At 58.2% G+C, this 15,904-nt stretch carries 7 protein-coding genes, 9 tRNA genes and 3 rRNA genes; all 19 read right to left on the bottom strand.

Features of this window, described 5'->3' with window-relative positions:
* Positions 1 to 12: 12 nt before the first annotated feature.
* Positions 13 to 1,959 carry an FtsX-like permease family protein gene (locus tag L9O85_RS00310; RefSeq protein ID WP_301579138.1) on the bottom strand — a complete coding sequence of 649 codons (1,947 nt, stop codon included), beginning with the start codon at positions 1,957 to 1,959 and terminating at the stop codon, positions 13 to 15.
* On the bottom strand, positions 1,940 to 2,698 hold the full coding sequence (locus L9O85_RS00305) for an ABC transporter ATP-binding protein (protein ID WP_276854120.1): 759 nt from the start codon (positions 2,696 to 2,698) through the stop codon (positions 1,940 to 1,942). The genes L9O85_RS00310 and L9O85_RS00305 overlap by 20 nt, the downstream gene beginning before the upstream one ends.
* Before the next feature lie 78 nt (positions 2,699 to 2,776).
* The gene (locus L9O85_RS00300) at positions 2,777 to 3,787 is read right to left on the bottom strand and encodes a sensor histidine kinase (RefSeq protein ID WP_301579137.1); all 1,011 of its coding nucleotides are present in this window, start codon (positions 3,785 to 3,787) and stop codon (positions 2,777 to 2,779) included.
* The gene (locus L9O85_RS00295) at positions 3,774 to 4,448 is read right to left on the bottom strand and encodes a response regulator transcription factor (protein ID WP_301579136.1); all 675 of its coding nucleotides are present in this window, start codon (positions 4,446 to 4,448) and stop codon (positions 3,774 to 3,776) included. Before L9O85_RS00295 ends, L9O85_RS00300 begins: the two co-directional genes overlap by 14 nt.
* A 1,004-nt stretch (positions 4,449 to 5,452) precedes the next feature.
* A tRNA-Thr gene (locus tag L9O85_RS00290) sits at positions 5,453 to 5,528 on the bottom strand.
* 56 nt (positions 5,529 to 5,584) lie between these two features.
* Positions 5,585 to 5,661 (bottom strand) — tRNA-Asp (locus L9O85_RS00285).
* Positions 5,662 to 5,699: 38 nt separating this feature from the next.
* A tRNA-Trp gene (locus tag L9O85_RS00280) sits at positions 5,700 to 5,775 on the bottom strand.
* A 3-nt stretch (positions 5,776 to 5,778) separates the two neighbouring features.
* Positions 5,779 to 5,855: transfer RNA gene (locus tag L9O85_RS00275), tRNA-Ile, on the bottom strand.
* Positions 5,856 to 5,925: 70 nt separating this feature from the next.
* Positions 5,926 to 6,001: transfer RNA gene (locus tag L9O85_RS00270), tRNA-Asn, on the bottom strand.
* A gap of 37 nt (positions 6,002 to 6,038) precedes the next feature.
* Positions 6,039 to 6,154: ribosomal RNA gene (rrf, locus tag L9O85_RS00265) — 5S ribosomal RNA — on the bottom strand.
* A 115-nt stretch (positions 6,155 to 6,269) separates the two neighbouring features.
* Positions 6,270 to 6,344 (bottom strand) — tRNA-Glu (locus L9O85_RS00260).
* Positions 6,345 to 6,407: 63 nt separating this feature from the next.
* Positions 6,408 to 6,483, bottom strand: a tRNA-Lys gene (locus tag L9O85_RS00255).
* 81 nt (positions 6,484 to 6,564) lie between these two features.
* A 23S ribosomal RNA gene (locus L9O85_RS00250) occupies positions 6,565 to 9,402 on the bottom strand.
* A 247-nt stretch (positions 9,403 to 9,649) separates the two neighbouring features.
* A tRNA-Ala gene (locus L9O85_RS00245) sits at positions 9,650 to 9,725 on the bottom strand.
* 19 nt (positions 9,726 to 9,744) lie between these two features.
* Positions 9,745 to 9,821 (bottom strand) — tRNA-Ile (locus L9O85_RS00240).
* A 119-nt stretch (positions 9,822 to 9,940) separates the two neighbouring features.
* Positions 9,941 to 11,471 (bottom strand): 16S ribosomal RNA (locus tag L9O85_RS00235).
* Together the 16S, 23S and 5S rRNA genes with 9 tRNA genes alongside form the textbook arrangement of a ribosomal RNA operon.
* A 669-nt stretch (positions 11,472 to 12,140) precedes the next feature.
* The gene (locus tag L9O85_RS00230; protein WP_050623004.1) at positions 12,141 to 13,208 is read right to left on the bottom strand and encodes a GerAB/ArcD/ProY family transporter; all 1,068 of its coding nucleotides are present in this window, start codon (positions 13,206 to 13,208) and stop codon (positions 12,141 to 12,143) included.
* Between the two features lie 14 nt (positions 13,209 to 13,222).
* Positions 13,223 to 14,311 carry a Ger(x)C family spore germination C-terminal domain-containing protein gene (locus L9O85_RS00225; RefSeq protein WP_050623005.1) on the bottom strand — a complete coding sequence of 363 codons (1,089 nt, stop codon included), beginning with the start codon at positions 14,309 to 14,311 and terminating at the stop codon, positions 13,223 to 13,225.
* Positions 14,308 to 15,813 carry a spore germination protein gene (locus tag L9O85_RS00220; RefSeq protein ID WP_050623006.1) on the bottom strand — a complete coding sequence of 502 codons (1,506 nt, stop codon included), beginning with the start codon at positions 15,811 to 15,813 and terminating at the stop codon, positions 14,308 to 14,310. Before L9O85_RS00220 ends, L9O85_RS00225 begins: the two co-directional genes overlap by 4 nt.
* Positions 15,814 to 15,904 lie beyond the last annotated feature (91 nt).

Here is a 15,904-nt window from a genome sequence, read left to right as displayed (position 1 = left end):
TCCATGCCCCTGTCACTCTTGTGGCAGGACATTTCGTTTCAGGCTGGTATAGGCCATCAAGATATAGAACAGGTAGATCAGGCAGAACAGCCCCAGCGCCAGGGCGGTGATGGCTGCGGGGTGATAGATCCCCGTCATGGTTCCCGGCTCCACCGCGCCGCCCAGGTTCAGGAGAAAGGGAACTGCAATGAGCGCCGGCGGAAGGGCAGGCATGGCGTAATAGATGGCAAACTGGCACCCCAGCGCCCGCCGCATCTCCCGCCGGTCCATGCCCAGCTTCCGCAGCAGGGCGAACTGTCCCCGGTAGCGGTCTGTCTCGCTGAGCTGCTGGACTGTCAGGATGGTAGCGGCGGTCATGGTGAGGACCAGTGCCAGATAGTACAGGGGAAACACCACCATGGCGGACATGGAGGCCGCTTCTGTCTCCTGATCCGCCTTGGAGTAGAGGGTGTCGTAGAGGCCCTCGGCCGCGTCATAGCGGTCCCGGATGGCACAGAGCCCCGCAAACTGTTCCCCACTCACCGGTTCCTCTGTCATGGCGGCTATGGCGCCGTGGCTGACTGGACAGTTCCGGGCCAGCTCGTCGGGCACCACCAGCACAAAGCCGTGTCCATTGGCATCCCACAGATTCTGATTCAGCGGGCCTGTCTCTATCCCCGCCAGCTCCAGTGTCTGGCCGGAGATCCGGATGGGCTGCCGGTAGTCCGCCAGGGACGGTCCCAGATAGTCCTGGCAGTGGATCAGATACTCCCCAGTTTCCAGAGTCACTGCGGGCCACCCCTTCATGGCCCGGAGGGCGGCATAGTCGCTGAATGCCATCAGCATGTCCCGGCTGGAAAACTTGTGGTAGCTGGCGTGGTCCGCCAGATAGTCGGTGACCTGGGCGTCCTCCCCCTGATAGACCGCGTACCGCCGCACCGCTGTCACTGGAACAGAGCGGCGGATCTGGTCCTGATAGGCATCCAGATGAGCCTCGTTTTTCGTGCCGATGTACAGATCAAAGGCGGATGCCTTTTCCATCCGGCTCTGAAACATGGCGCTGAAGGTCATCCCGCTCCCCTCCACGATCAGGGTGGCGGTGAACAGCAGAGAGACCGTGGCCATGACGATCCCCATGGTGGCCAGCTTGGCGGTGAGAGTGCGGAAGACCAGCAGAGTCTGCCCAGCGTACTTTTTCGCCGGACGCCTTTCAAAAAAGGCGGGGACCCCTGAGGCAAAGCTGAGAAAGAACCCGTAGAGGAAGGCGATGACGCACCCCGTGCCCAGCAGGCTGGGGAGCATCCCGCCCATCAGCAGCAGAAGGGTCCCCACTGCCCCCAGGATCACCGAGAGAACAAAGATCCGCCGGCGGCTCCGGCTCTTTTCGATGACTTCCTCCTCGTTCCGTCGGTCCAGGTAGATCAGCTCCCGGATCTTCATCCTTCGGATGCGCCTCCGGCCTTTCAAGAGAGCAAAGAGGTAGATGAACAGAAAATAGACCAGGGTCAGCCCCACCGCCGGGGGCGAGAACGCCAGGGAGACCCGGTAGGGCGCGCCGAACAGAGCCAGCATCACAGCCCTCAATGCCTGAAACAGCAGATCCCCCGCCGCCAACCCCAGGAGCAGAGCCGCGCCGCCCACCGCCAGATTTTCCAGAAAAAACAGCCGGGCCACCTGACGGTGCTCCAGCCCGATCAAAATATAGGTGCCCAGCTCCCGGCTGCGGCGGGAGAGCATGAAGCCGGTGGTATAGGAGACCAGCCAGCCGGTGATGAGCACTGCGGCCGCGCTGGCCAGGACGATCATCAGGGGCAGAGAAGCCAGTTTTTCCGACAGATCGGCGATCTCCCGGGAAAAGACCAGACCGTTGAAGGCATAGATCAGAGCGGCGGCCATCACAATGGTGACGAAATACACCAGATAGTCCCGTGCCTGCCGCCGGGCGTTGCGCCAGGAAAGCTTATATAACGTCACTGACATCACCCCCCAGCAGAGCCAGCACGTCCAGGACCTCATGGTAAAAAACCGGACGCCCCCGCTCCCCTCGGAGCAGTTCGTGGAACAGCCGGCCGTCCTTCAGAAAGAGGACCCGGGCGGCATAGCTGGCGCTGTATGCGTCATGGGTCACCATGAGGATGGTGGCCCCCATGTCCCGGTTCATCCTGGTCATGATCTCCAGCAGGTTTTTGGATGCCTTGGAGTCCAGCGCTCCGGTGGGCTCGTCGGCCAGCAGCAGGGACTGTCCGGCCACCATGGCCCGGGCGCAGGCCGCCCGCTGCTTCTGGCCGCCGGATACCTGATAGGGGAATTTCTCCAGCACGTCCATAATCTCCAGCCTGGCCGCCATCTCCCGCACCCGGCGCTGCACCGTCTCCGGGTCGGTGTTGTTCAGGCTGAGGGCCAGGCCGATGTTTTCCTCCAGTGTCAGGGTATCCAGCAGATTAAAGTCCTGGAACACAAAGCCCAGCCGCTCCCGGCGGAACCGGGCCAGCTCCCGGGGCGGGAGGGCGGCGATGCTCTCCCCGTCCAGCAGGATGTCCCCGGCGCTGACGGTGTCGATGGTGGAGATGCAGTTGAGCAGGGTGGTCTTCCCGCTGCCCGACGCCCCCATGATGGCAATAAATTCCCCGTCATCCACTTCAAAGCTGACCCGGTCCAGCGCCTTGGTCACATTGTTTTTGCTCCCGTAGTATTTTTCGATGTTCCGTACTTGCAGCATCTTGATCTCCTCCTTTGCTGTCCCTTACAGGATACTGCAAGACCGGCCCCACTGGTATCGGCTTTCTATGGCCTCAGCTTACAATTTTGAAAGGTTCTCCCGGGCCGGAAAGAGGAGGGTCATCCGGGTCCCCTTTCCCTCCTCCGAGGCGGCCCGCAGCTCGATCTCCAAGACAGCCGCCAGCCTCCGGGCCAGATACAGCCCCATTCCGGTGGAGCCGCCCCGGCTGCGGCCGTTGCTGCCCGTAAAGCCCCGGTCAAAGATCCGGGGCAGCTCATGGGCGGGGATGCCGATACCGTTGTCCTCCACTGTCAGCTCTACCCGCCTCCCCAGTGCCCGGGCGGACAGGGTGACGACAGGCTGGGCGCTGCGGTAGCGGGCGGCGTTCTGGAGCAGCTGCCCCAGCAGGAAGCATACCCATTTCCCGTCGGTGTAGACCCTCTGATCCAGATCCCGGGTCTCCACCCGCACCCCGCTCTGGATCAGCAGGGCCCTGTGGCTCTGGAGGGCCTGGTCCGCCAGCTCCTCCAGGCTGGTCTCCCGGATCACCAGGTCCTTTTCCGGACTCTCCGCCCTGGCATAGAACAGGGCCCGCTCCACGTGGGCGTCGATCTGGGCCAGTTCCCGCTCCAGCCTGCGCCGGGTATCCGGCCCTACGGTCCTGGAGATCAATCGGGCCGCCGTGATGGGGGTCTTGATCTCGTGGACCCACTGTTCCACATACTCCCGATACTCCCGCTGGGCCGCCTGCGCCTCCGACACCGCGCCCACCATGGCCTGGCCCGACTGGTGCATCAGGGCGAACAGCTCCCGTTCCCAGAGCCCTTCCGGCTTTGGGGCACACTCAGCAAACAGCTGCTTCTGGTCCAGCCCCTCCATAATGGCCTTTAGCTCCGCCAAGCGGCGGCGGAGCCGGACGCACTCCCAGAGCTGCGCCAGCACAAAGACCAGGATCAGCCCCATCAGGAGCAGAGCCACCACGCCGGGCTGTGTCCCGGTGGCCAGCAGGAAGAGGGCGGAGGCCGCCGCGCACCCCCCCTGGAGCACAATCCGCCCCAGCCGGTCGGACAGAAAATCAGCGATCGTCATACTGATACCCCATTCCCCGCCGGGTCTTGATCTGCTCCGGCAGCCCCAGCTCCCCCAGCTTGTTCCGCAGCCGGGTCACATTGACACTGAGGGTGTTGTCATCGATATAGATCCTGCTGTCCCACAGCGCCTCAATCAGGTCTGCCCGGGACACGATCTCCCCGGCGTGGGCCATCAGGTGGGCCAAGATCTTCAGCTCGTTCCGGGTGAGCTCCGCGGTCCGTCCACTTGCCCACACGGTCCCCCTGGACAGGCTGAGCCGCATTCCCCCAGCCTCCAGGATGTCCGGCTCCGACGGACCTCCGCTGCGGCGCAGCACCGCCTTGATCCTGGCAAGCAGAATGGGGATGCTGTACGGCTTGGTGATGTAGTCGTCTCCGCCCAGACTGAGCGCCCGCAGCTCGTCCGCCGCCGAGTTCCGGCTGGTCACCACCACGATGGGGACCGGGCATCGTCTCCGAAGCTCGGCGCACAGGGAGAAACCGTCCCGCCCGGGCAGTCCCAGATCCAGCAGGACCAGATCCGGCCCAAAGGTCCCCGCCTGCCCCGGCACGTCCCCAAAATCCGTCACCGCCAGAGCCTGATAGCCCTCATTCTCCAGCAGGAGGGCCAGCTCCTCCCGGATGGCTGGGTCATCCTCCACGATCATGATCTTCCGCATGGTCTCCGTCCCCCTCTACATCCCGTTTGGCGCTATTGTACCACGCCCAAGCCCGGGCGTCTACGCTGCTCCCTGGCATATTGCCGCCAAGTCAAGCCCTATCTTCCTTCTCTGAAGCCCCTTGCCCCTCCCTGCCGATTTCCTGTTTTCTAAAGCGCAGCCGGCAAAATATACTTTCTACGGGCTCCAGATTTTTTGTTTCTCGGCATTTTCACAAGAACTACTGCTTTCCCCTGTTTGTTTTCTTTTAAAAGACAATTGTCCCTCCTTGGATTACGATGGTAACATGTGCCTCTCTCATATGTGTCTATTTCCCAGTTTTTTACCAAAGCTTCCTTTATATTTCTTCAGTCTATCAGAAAAATAAATTTTACGTTCTGCACAGATTTCTTATTCATGAATAGGGTCACACAGACTCCCTCCCTTATTTTGTTAAATTTTAGTTTTGACTTCCCCCTTTTTTCATGGTATTTTGTTTTGCGTGCCTCCCAGACAAGATGCACTCTTTCAGATACTGGCAGACAATTACTTGATACAGGAAAGGATGACTCAAATTATGAATCCCCCTACTTCCTCTCTCAAAAAGGGCTCCAAAGAGTCCCTTACTTCTGTAAAGAGTGAGGAGCCTCCCAGTTCTCCGGCCACGACTCATATTTCCATTCAGGTCACCCATCGCTCCAGCAAGTCTGGCCGCAGCCACATTCTACCCCTTCTGCTCCTGATCATTGCGGCTGTCCTTCTTCTTTTCCTTCTGACCGTTTTTCCTGGTTCTGTTTCCGTGTTTTTTTCGCTGAATACATAAAGGGTATCCTCTATTTGAGGACACCCTTCCGAAAATCCAAATTTTTACCCGAAAGACCGATTCGTAAAATAATTCCGGTCTTTCGGGTACATTAAACCACAAACCAAACCGCACTCCGCTGGAATAAGGAGGCGCAACGACTGAGCACGCTCTCTAACTGATAAAACAAATCGGAGCAAGCTTTGTATCGCTTACTCCGATGTGGAGCTGCTACCCAGATTTGAACTGGGGACCTCATCCTTACCAAGGATGCGCTCTACCGACTGAGCTATAGCAGCATACGTTCCCCCAATGGGGGTTATATTAGCAACAGGTAAAACCTGACATTTTTAAATGGCGACTCGGAAGGGACTTGAACCCTCGACCTCCGGCGTGACAGGCCGGCGTTCTAACCAACTGAACTACCGAGCCATTTAATCAATATAAAAACAGATCACTCTGCAACTCTCTGGCAGGGGCAGAAGGAATCGAACCCTCGGCACGCGGTTTTGGAGACCGCTGCTCTACCTGCTGAGCTATACCCCTATATGGTGGGCCTTCACGGGCTCGAACCGTGGACCGGCCGGTTATGAGCCGGCTGCTCTAACCAACTGAGCTAAAGGCCCATTAACCGTTCACACGTTATTTTGAAATTACGGCTTGCCGTCACGAGCAAGTGGCGGCAAGCCGCATTTTTGGCTCCCCAAGTTGGACTCGAACCAACGACCCTGCGGTTAACAGCCGCATGCTCTACCGACTGAGCTATTGAGGAATGTGAAAGGGTCCGGTCCGGTTGGACCGGACCCTTGTGTAGGCACTACCTATTTTCCCGGCCCGTCTCCAGGCAAGTATCTTCGGCAGAAGCGAGCTTAACTTCCGTGTTCGGAATGGGAACGGGTGGACCCTCGCTCTAATCAGCACCTACTTTACTTTCTCCGAAAAGAAAGTAAGCAAAGAAAAGTTCTTACGCCTTTTCTCTCCTTACCGTCTTCCCAACAGTAAGTATTATATCCGCTATTTTTGATTTGTCAAGAGAAATTTGGTGACCCGTACGGGAATCGAACCCATGTTTGCGGCGTGAGAGGCCGCCGTCTTAACCGCTTGACCAACGGGCCATCGTCGCTCCTCTTTCAGCAGTCCCCGCCCAGGACGCACCCAGCGTCCTGGACAGGACCACTTGGTGCACCTTCACGGATTCGAACCGGGGACCCACTGATTAAGAGTCAGTTGCTCTACCAACTGAGCTAAAGGTGCATCTCCTGCGCCTTCAAAACCGAACAGTGAAACTCGCTTTTCCTTCGCTCACAAGCGCCTGCATTCTTCTTCCCTGACCTTAAGGTCAAGCCCTCGGCTTATTAGTATCGGTCAGCTACATGCCTCGCAGCACTTCCACCTCCGACCTATCAACGACATAGTCTACGTCGAGCCTTACTCCATAAAGGATGAGAGATCTAATCTTAGGGAGAGTTTCACGCTTAGATGCTTTCAGCGTTTATCTCGTCCAGACGTAGCTACCCAGCTGTGCCCTTGGCAGGACAACTGGTGCACCAGAGGTCTGTCCATCCCGGTCCTCTCGTACTAAGGACAGCTCCCTTCAAATCTCTTACGCCCGCAACAGATAGGGACCGAACTGTCTCACGACGTTCTGAACCCAGCTCGCGTGCCACTTTAATCGGCGAACAGCCGAACCCTTGGGACCGAATTCAGCCCCAGGATGTGACGAGCCGACATCGAGGTGCCAAACCTCCCCGTCGCTGTGGACGCTTGGGGGAGATCAGCCTGTTATCCCCAGGGTAGCTTTTATCCGTTGAGCGACGGCATTTCCACTCACATACCGCCGGATCACTAACTCCAACTTTCGTTACTGCTCGACCCGTCGGTCTCGCAGTTAGGCTCGTTTATGCGTTTACACTCACTGCACGATTTCTGTCCGTGCTGAACGAACCTTTGAGCGCCTCCGTTACCTTTTAGGAGGCGACCGCCCCAGTCAAACTGCCCACCTAACAGTGTCCCCCGGCCGGATTCACGGCCGCAGGTTAGAAAACCAGTAAATCAAGGGTGGTATCCCAAGGGTGACTCCACCTGAGCTGACGCCCAGGCTTCCATGTCTCCCACCTATCCTGTACATGATTTACCAATCCTCAGTATTAAGCTACAGTAAAGCTCCATGGGGTCTTTCCGTCTAGTTGCGGGTAACCGGCATCTTCACCGGTACTACAATTTCGCCGGGTGGGCTGTTGAGACAGCGCCCAAATCGTTACGCCATTCGTGCGGGTCAGAACTTACCTGACAAGGAATTTCGCTACCTTAGGACCGTTATAGTTACGGCCGCCGTTTACTGGGGCTTCAATTCAGACCTTCGCTTGCGCTAAGCCCTCCTCTTAACCTTCCAGCACCGGGCAGGCGTCAGCCCATATACGTCATCTTTCGATTTAGCATAGACCTGTGTTTTTGGTAAACAGTCGCTTGGGCCTATTCTCTGCGGCTCCCCTTAGGGAGCTCCCCTTATCCCGAAGTTACGGGGTAATTTTGCCGAGTTCCTTAACAACCCTTCTCCCGTTGGCCTTAGGATTCTCTCCTCATCTACCTGTGTCGGTTTGCGGTACGGGCACCTTAGCATACACTAGAACTTTTCTCGCCTCGTCATTCTCCAGCTTCCCTACTTATTTTCGGTCCCTTTCGCCCGGGTCAACCAACGCCCGGGTCTGGATAGCTCCAAGTGTCCTTCTAGCTTAAGTTTCGGTGGCTACGGAATTTCAACCGTATGTGCATCGACTACGCCTCTCGGCCTCGCCTTAGCTCCCGGCTTACCTTGGGCGGACGAACCTTCCCCAAGAAACCTTAGATTTTCGGCCATTATGATTCCCACATAATTCTCGCTACTCATTCCGGCATTCTCACTCGAATACAGTCCACCGCTGCTCCCGCTGCGACTTCACCCCGTATTCGACGCTCCCCTACCATGCATTGCTGCATCCCAAGCTTCGGTGTTACGCTTAGCCCCGTTACATTTTCCGCGCAGAATCACTCGACCAGTGAGCTATTACGCACTCTTTTAATGAGTGGCTGCTTCTAAGCCAACATCCTGGTTGTTTTCGCAATTCCACATCGTTTTCCACTTAGCGTATCTTTGGGACCTTAGCTGTGGGTCTGGGCTGTTTCCCTTTTGTCCACGAGACTTATCTCACGTAGACTGACTGCTGACCATCAATTATCCGGCATTCAGAGTTTGATAGGGTTCAGTAACTTTATCAGCCCCTAGCCCATTCAGTGCTTTACCTCCGGTAATCTAAATCAACGCTAGCCCTAAAGCTATTTCGGGGAGAACCAGCTATCTCCAAGTTCGATTAGAATTTCTCCGCTATCCACAGGTCATCCGCCACCATTGCAACGGGGGTCGGTTCGGTCCTCCATGGGGTTTTACCCCCACTTCAACCTGCCCATGGATAGGTCACCTGGTTTCGGGTCTATTGCATACAACTTCATACGCCCTATTCAGACTCGCTCTCGCTTCGCCTCCGGTGCTGAACACCTTAAGCTTGCTGCATACAATAACTCGCCGGACCGTTCTACAAAAAGTACCTCATCACACCTTAACGTGCTTTGAGTGCTTGTAAGCACAAGGTTTCAGGTTCTATTTCACTCCCCTCCCGGGGTCCTTTTCACCTTTCCCTCACGGTACTGCTCCTCTATCGGTCATCAGGTAGTATTTAGGGTTGGAGGGTGGTCCCCCCGGTTTCCCACAGGGTTTCACGTGTCCTGCGGTACTCTGGATCCCAGCTGACAGAACTCAGTTTTCGCTTACGGGACTATCACCCGCTATGGTCGGCCTTCCCATACCGTTCAGCTAACTTATTCTGCCGTGCGCCGGTCCACAACCCCGGTGAATAAATCCACCGGTTTGCCCTCTTCCGCGTTCGCTCGCCACTACTAGCGGAATCTCTGTTGATTTCTCTTCCTCGCCCTACTTAGATGTTTCAGTTCAGGCGGTTCCCTACCTACGCCTATTTTGTTCAACGCAGGTTGACGGAGTATTGCTCCGCCGGGTTTCCCCATTCGGAAATTCCGGGATCAATGCTTATGTGCAGCTCCCCCAGACTTATCGCAGCTTGTCACGTCCTTCATCGGCTCCTGATGCCAAGGCATTCCCCTTGCGCTCTTTCTAGCTTGACCTTCGTAGAACAGCCTTTCAGCTGTTCTCTATCGTCATTTTAGAATTATGCAGGCTTCAGATTTGGTTCATTGTAGTTTGTGTTACCCTTTATTTAAAAGTCCACAAATTTTACTTTGTTACCTCTCTGTTGCTTGCTCGCAATTTCTTGCTTGCTTCACTGTTCAGTTTTCAAGGTGCAGGCTTCCAACCTTTTTCAAGGTCAGATTGAAATGCTCGGACCATTGCCCAAACACTTCAATCCGATCTTGGTGGAGATAAGCGGGATCGAACCGCTGGCCTCCTGCTTGCAAGGCAGGCGCTCTCCCAGCTGAGCTATACCCCCATACCTCAGAGCTTTTTAGTGGTGGGCCCAAGTGGACTCGAACCACCGACCTCACGATTATCAGTCGTGCGCTCTAGCCAGCTGAGCTATGGGCCCGTAAGGTTCGCCGCCCCTCCAGCGTGCGCCCTCTAAATTAAACAACGTAACGACTTTACGCTCCACCATTACTGACCTAGGACACTGCAGCAAACTATCGTCTGCTGAGTTCTCCTTAGAAAGGAGGTGATCCAGCCGCACCTTCCGATACGGCTACCTTGTTACGACTTCACCCCAATTATCGAACCCACCTTCGGCCGCGTCCCCCTTGCGGTTAGACTACGGACTTCGGGTGTTCCCGACTCTCATGGTGTGACGGGCGGTGTGTACAAGGCCCGGGAACGTATTCACCGCGGCATGCTGATCCGCGATTACTAGCGATTCCAACTTCATACAGGCGGGTTTCAGCCTGCAATCCGAACTGGGATGGCTTTTAGGGATTTGCTCCACCTCGCGGTCTTGCTTCCCTCTGTTTACCACCATTGTAGTACGTGTGTAGCCCAGGACATAAGGGGCATGATGATTTGACGTCGTCCCCGCCTTCCTCCGTTTTGTCAACGGCAGTCTCGCTAGAGTGCTCTTGCGTAGCAACTAACAATAAGGGTTGCGCTCGTTGCGGGACTTAACCCAACATCTCACGACACGAGCTGACGACAACCATGCACCACCTGTCTCTACTTTCCCCGAAGGGCACCTAATGCATCTCTGCTTCGTTAGTAGGATGTCAAGCCCTGGTAAGGTTCTTCGCGTTGCTTCGAATTAAACCACATACTCCACCGCTTGTGCGGGCCCCCGTCAATTCCTTTGAGTTTCAACCTTGCGATCGTACTCCCCAGGTGGGATACTTATTGTGTTAACTGCGGCACGGAGGGGGTCAGACCCCCCACACCTAGTATCCATCGTTTACAGCGTGGACTACCAGGGTATCTAATCCTGTTTGCTCCCCACGCTTTCGCGCCTCAGCGTCAGTTACTGTCCAGCAATCCGCCTTCGCCACTGGTGTTCCTCCGTATATCTACGCATTTCACCGCTACACACGGAATTCCGATTGCCTCTCCAGCACTCAAGAAAAACAGTTTCAAATGCAGGCTATGGGTTGAGCCCATAGTTTTCACATCTGACTTGCCTTCCCGCCTACACGCCCTTTACACCCAGTAAATCCGGATAACGCTTGCCACCTACGTATTACCGCGGCTGCTGGCACGTAGTTAGCCGTGGCTTATTCCTCAGGTACCGTCATTTGTTCGTCCCTGAGAAAAGAAGTTTACAACCCGAAAGCCTTCTTCCTTCACGCGGCGTTGCTGGGTCAGGCTTGCGCCCATTGCCCAATATTCCCCACTGCTGCCTCCCGTAGGAGTCTGGGCCGTGTCTCAGTCCCAATGTGGCCGGCCAACCTCTCAGTCCGGCTACTGATCGTCGCCTTGGTGGGCCATTACCCCGCCAACAAGCTAATCAGACGCGAGGCCATCTCAGAGCGATAAATCTTTGGCAGTCAGGACCATGCGGTCCAACTGCATCATGCGGTATTAGCAGGCCTTTCGGTCTGTTATTCCCCACTCCGAGGCAGGTTCCTCACGCGTTACTCACCCGTCCGCCACTAAGTAACCTTATCAATTGGACGAATCCTCTTTCTAAGGCACTCCGTTCGACTTGCATGTGTTAAGCACGCCGCCAGCGTTCATCCTGAGCCAGGATCAAACTCTCAATAAAATGGTATCTAAAGAACCGAGGCTCTTCAAATCACTTTATTGAAGCTCATTCCAGCTTCAAAGAAATTTAACGGTCGTCCTTCAAGCTCAAGCTTGTTTGAACAACCAAATCCAAATCTGGTGCTTCGTGTTTTCGTTACGTTGTTTAATTTACAAGGTGCACGCCGTTCATCGGTGGGTTTTAATTTTACCACACTCAAACTTGTTTGTCAAGAACTTTTTTCAAATTCTTTTTAACTTGTTTTTGCGCGGCCCGCTCGCTTTTCAGCGGCGGTTTTAAATTTTAGCACATCTCATTCGCTTTGTCAAGAACTTTTTTCGAGTTTTTTCAAGCTCTTTTGTTCTCTCATCCGCAGCGCTGTGCGCCCGCCGCCTTTCGGCAACTTTGATATGTTACCACATCTTTCTCGCTTTGTCAAGAACTTTTTTCGAACTTCTCAGTCGATCTCAAAGTCCTCAGCTTCGCTTCCCTTGTGATAACCGCACTTCCGCCGTCCAGCCTCTCTACAAAAAAGCTGTCTCGCAAAGCGCTTGCTTACTATAGCAAACCCAGCGCCAAATGTCAACACCTTTTTTCGATTTTCTTCCTTATTTTTTCCTCTTTCTTTTACGGTACTATATCTTCGGATTTTTCCTTCATTTAACCTACAAGATGTAGGTGCATCCTGACTCAGTGCCGAAACCATTTCACCACGACTGCCAGGAGAGGGAGAGCAAGGGCCAGCAGAAGGTTCCCCCACAGCACAGCTCCTCTCCCCAGCGCTTCTGGAATCGCACTGTTAGGGAAAGCCGCCAGCCCCACTACCCCGGCGGAGGCCAGCAGCATCACGGCGGCTGCGTGGGGGCTCGCCTTGGGGAGGAGGACCCCCACGATCCGCTTCATGCCCTGGAGCAGCCCCGCCAGCAGGATCAAGTCGCTGAAGCTCCACACGGCGGCCACCAGGCTCTCCACCCGCTGGAACGCCCCCTCCACCCCTACGCTCTTGGCCATTTGAAAAAACGGGCTTTCCAGCTCCGCCGTGAGTGCGGGGCCGAATACCCCCAGGATGACCAGCTGGGTCCCGCACAGGGCCAGACAGCCCCCCGCACACCACCGGACCCAGCGCCCGCCCTCTCTCCCCCCCTCCTCAGGCGTATATAGGAAGGCGGCATACAGTCCGTATCCCAGCACCCCTGACACCGGGAGGGCGGCATACAAGGTCTGCGCGGCGGGCTCTGTCCACAGGGGCAGGAGGTTTTCTCCCTTTACCTGGAACAGGGCCAGCCCCACCACTGCGGCGGCGGCAGCGGCCAGCAGGAGGAAAAACAGCTCCCCGGTCCGGGCCAGCCGCCCCGCCTTCCCCCAGCTGATCCAGAGGGCCATCAGGACCAGCACCGGCAGGAAAAACCAGAGTGCGCCGTCCCTCTCCCCCGCCGCCATCATTCTCTGGGCAGACAGACGCAGCCGCAGGGCCAGCAACAGTTCCATCCATATGATATAGATCGTGAGCACCGCTCTCCCTGCCCCAGGTCCGAAGCTGTCCATCAGTCCCTGGCTCAGCCCCCCTGCTCCCCTGCTCAGGGAGCCCGCCAGCCACCCGGCGGCCAGCAGCACCGGCAGGGCCAGCAGGGGTACCAGCCACCCGGCGGGCCCTGCCCGCTCTGTGACCATGGAAGGCAGCCACTCCGCCGCCGGCCCCAGCAGCCCGGCCCAGAGCAGCGCCATCAGCTGCCGGAACGAGACCTTCTCCTGTTTCAATCCCTTTTCCCTCCTCAGGCCGCCAGCAGCGAAGCCTGTACTGTCACCTGGATCTCCAGTTCCGGAAACACCTCCGGCCACTGGGCCCGGAGGGCGTTCCAGCGGGCGCTCTCCGTCTGGCCCGCCCGCCTGGCCAGGCCCAGGCAGTCCGCGTTCCAGCCCTTCAGCTGCTCCAGCGCCGCTGAGATCCGGGCCGCTTCCCGCTCCTCCGCCGCCGCACACAGCTCTGCCGGCTCCGGTTCTCCCCAGCTCTCTTCCGCCCGCAGAGAGAGTCGGCAGGCCAGCTCCAGCCCAGTCAGCCTCTCGCCGGAAAACTCCGGCACACAGCTCACCGATACCGCTGTCACCCGGACTGCGGCGCCTCCTCCCCTGGTTTCCAGCTCCAGGATGTCCGCCCCGACCTGCCCGGCCGCCAGCTCCAGGCCCCGGGCCTGCTCTCCGGTGAGCCAGCCCGCCAGCATGCCGTCCTTCACCACTCCGTATCCCGCCTCCAGCAGTGCGCCGTCCCCCCCAGGGACCAGCCCGGGCAGATAGGCGGAACCGTCCTCCATCAGGGACGTCAGGGTCTCCCCCACGGTCCTGGTCATCCCCGCCATCCCCATTTCACTGTCCGTTTGGATGGTGGACAGGCGGCTCTCCACCCCCCGCTCCTGCTCGGCGGAGATGGCCTCCGCCGCCGTACCTCCCCGGACGATCCAGACCTGGGTCCCCATCCCCAGCTCCTGGTCCTGGCTGAAGTACTGGAGGGTCTCCAGGATGCCCCGGCGGGACAGCTCCTCCCCCAGCAGCAGTTGGTCCACATGTCCGTAAAACACATAGCTGTCACTCAGCCCCTGCATGGCTAGGCAGGCGCCGCTGATGGACTCCCGCTCCGCAGAGAGGACCAGGGGCGGCTCCGCCTCCCCCTGCAAGCCTCTGGCCCGGCGGCCGCTGGACACCGTAACATGGAGCTGCTCCGCTCCGCCCTCCCCCGTGTCCACTCCCATGGTGCGCATCAGGGCCATGTCCCCCATCTCCCGGGCATAGGGAAGCCGCTCCCCGCCGCATCCTGGGAGCAGGAACATCACCGCGCCGCACAGGGCCGCTGCTAAAACTTTTTTCATCGCTGATTCCTCCGGTTGGCCGACCGCGCCGCACCGTTCCGCCACTTCATCCAGGGCAGGGGCAGCCGGATCAGATCAGAGCTCCCCCGCTCCTGTCCTGCTGCGGACGTAAACGGCGCCAAATAGGGCACGCCGAAGCTCTCCAGCCCGGCCAGATGGCAGATCAGGGCCGCACAGCCCATCGCCAGGCCGAACAGTCCCCCCAGGCTGGCCAGGATGGCCAGCAGGAAGCGCCACAGCCGCAGGGCGGCCGCCATGTCCTGGCTGGGCATGGTGTATCCCGCCACCCCTGCAATGGCCACCGCGATGAGCACCGCCGGAGAGACGATGTGGGCCTCCACCGCGGCATTGCCCACCACCAGGCCGCCCAGGATGGACACAGTAGCTCCGATAGGAGAGGGCAGCCTCAGCCCCGCCTCCTGGAGCACCTCGAAGGCTACCAGCATAATCAGTACCTCAAAGACAGTAGAGAAGGGGACCTCCTGCTTGGCCGCCACGATGGACAGGGCCAGCTTCACCGGGATGGCCTCCGGGTGGAAGGTCACCAGAGCGATATAGAGCCCGGGGATAAGCAGGGTGGCCGCCATGCAGAAATAGCGCAGCAGGAGCAGCATAGAGGCAGTCATCCAGTTGAAGGCCCGGTCCTGGCTGGTCCGGAAGAACTGGTCCATGGTGCCCGGCAGCAGATAGCCGAAGGGGAGGCCGTCACACAGCAGCCCCACCCGCCCCTCCAGCAGCCCGGCGCAGAACCGGTCCGGCCGCTGGGTGAACGGCATCAGGGGAAAGGGGGTCCGGGACGCATCGGTGAGGTACTCCTCCAGGTTCCCTGCCGACTCCACCCCGTCGATGTCGATGGCGTCCAGCTTCTCCTCTACCCGCTTCACCGTGTCCGGGTCGGCGATCCCGTCCAGATAGACCACCATGGCCGGGGTGAGGGACTGCCGTCCGACCACATGCTGCCGGACCTTCAGCTCCGGCGCCCGCAGGCGGCGGCGGACCAGGGAGGTGTTGGTGAGGATGGACTCCACAAAGGAGTCCCGGGCCCCCTTCAGGGCGGGCTCGTTCTCCGACTGCCCCACCGCCCGCTTTTCCTCTGTCCCTACGAAGAAAGAGAGTGCATCCATCCGCCCGGGAAAGAACAGGACACACCAGCCCATAGTCAGATCCACCGCCGCCTGGTCCAGCGTGGTGCGGCGCTCTACATATAAATTATAGAGCGCCCCCTGTCCCAGCAGCTGGAATGCCTCCGCCTCAGATACCGCAGACAGGCGCGGGTCCTGGGCCAGCGGCCGCAGCAGATAGTCGTTGATCCGCTCCCCCCGCACCATGCCGTTGATATAGCAGAGGGTCACCTGCCTCTGTGGGTCGTTATGCAGCAGCGCGGTGCGTTCTGCAAAGTCGGAGCAGCCCTCAAAGATCTGCTCCACTCCCTCCAGGGTCAGGGGGCCGGGAAATCTGGGCTCCCGGCGGGGGTGAGGTCCGTCCTGCTTCTGTTCAGCCATATGCGCCCTCCTTTCCCCCTGTATTCTCCCTTGGATCTGGAAATCTATGCAGAAAAACAGAAAGTCCCGAACGCCTGCTCCAAAGCGCTCG

This window comes from Lawsonibacter asaccharolyticus (assembly GCF_022453915.1).
GTDB classification, from domain to species: domain Bacteria; phylum Bacillota; class Clostridia; order Oscillospirales; family Oscillospiraceae; genus Lawsonibacter; species Lawsonibacter asaccharolyticus.
This window is presented reverse-complemented; position numbering and strand designations above follow the sequence as displayed.

What these genes read in the sequence shown, in the direction of transcription:
- L9O85_RS00310 (WP_301579138.1), bottom strand. Translation starts at nt 1,959, where the DNA reads ATGTCAGTGACGTTATATAAGCTTTCCTGGCGCAACGCCCGGCGGCAG.
- L9O85_RS00305 (WP_276854120.1), bottom strand. Translation starts at nt 2,698, where the DNA reads ATGCTGCAAGTACGGAACATCGAAAAATACTACGGGAGCAAAAACAAT.
- L9O85_RS00300 (WP_301579137.1), bottom strand. Translation starts at nt 3,787, where the DNA reads ATGACGATCGCTGATTTTCTGTCCGACCGGCTGGGGCGGATTGTGCTC.
- L9O85_RS00295 (WP_301579136.1), bottom strand. Translation starts at nt 4,448, where the DNA reads ATGCGGAAGATCATGATCGTGGAGGATGACCCAGCCATCCGGGAGGAG.
- L9O85_RS00225 (WP_050623005.1), bottom strand. Translation starts at nt 14,311, where the DNA reads ATGAAAAAAGTTTTAGCAGCGGCCCTGTGCGGCGCGGTGATGTTCCTG.
- L9O85_RS00220 (WP_050623006.1), bottom strand. Translation starts at nt 15,813, where the DNA reads ATGGCTGAACAGAAGCAGGACGGACCTCACCCCCGCCGGGAGCCCAGA.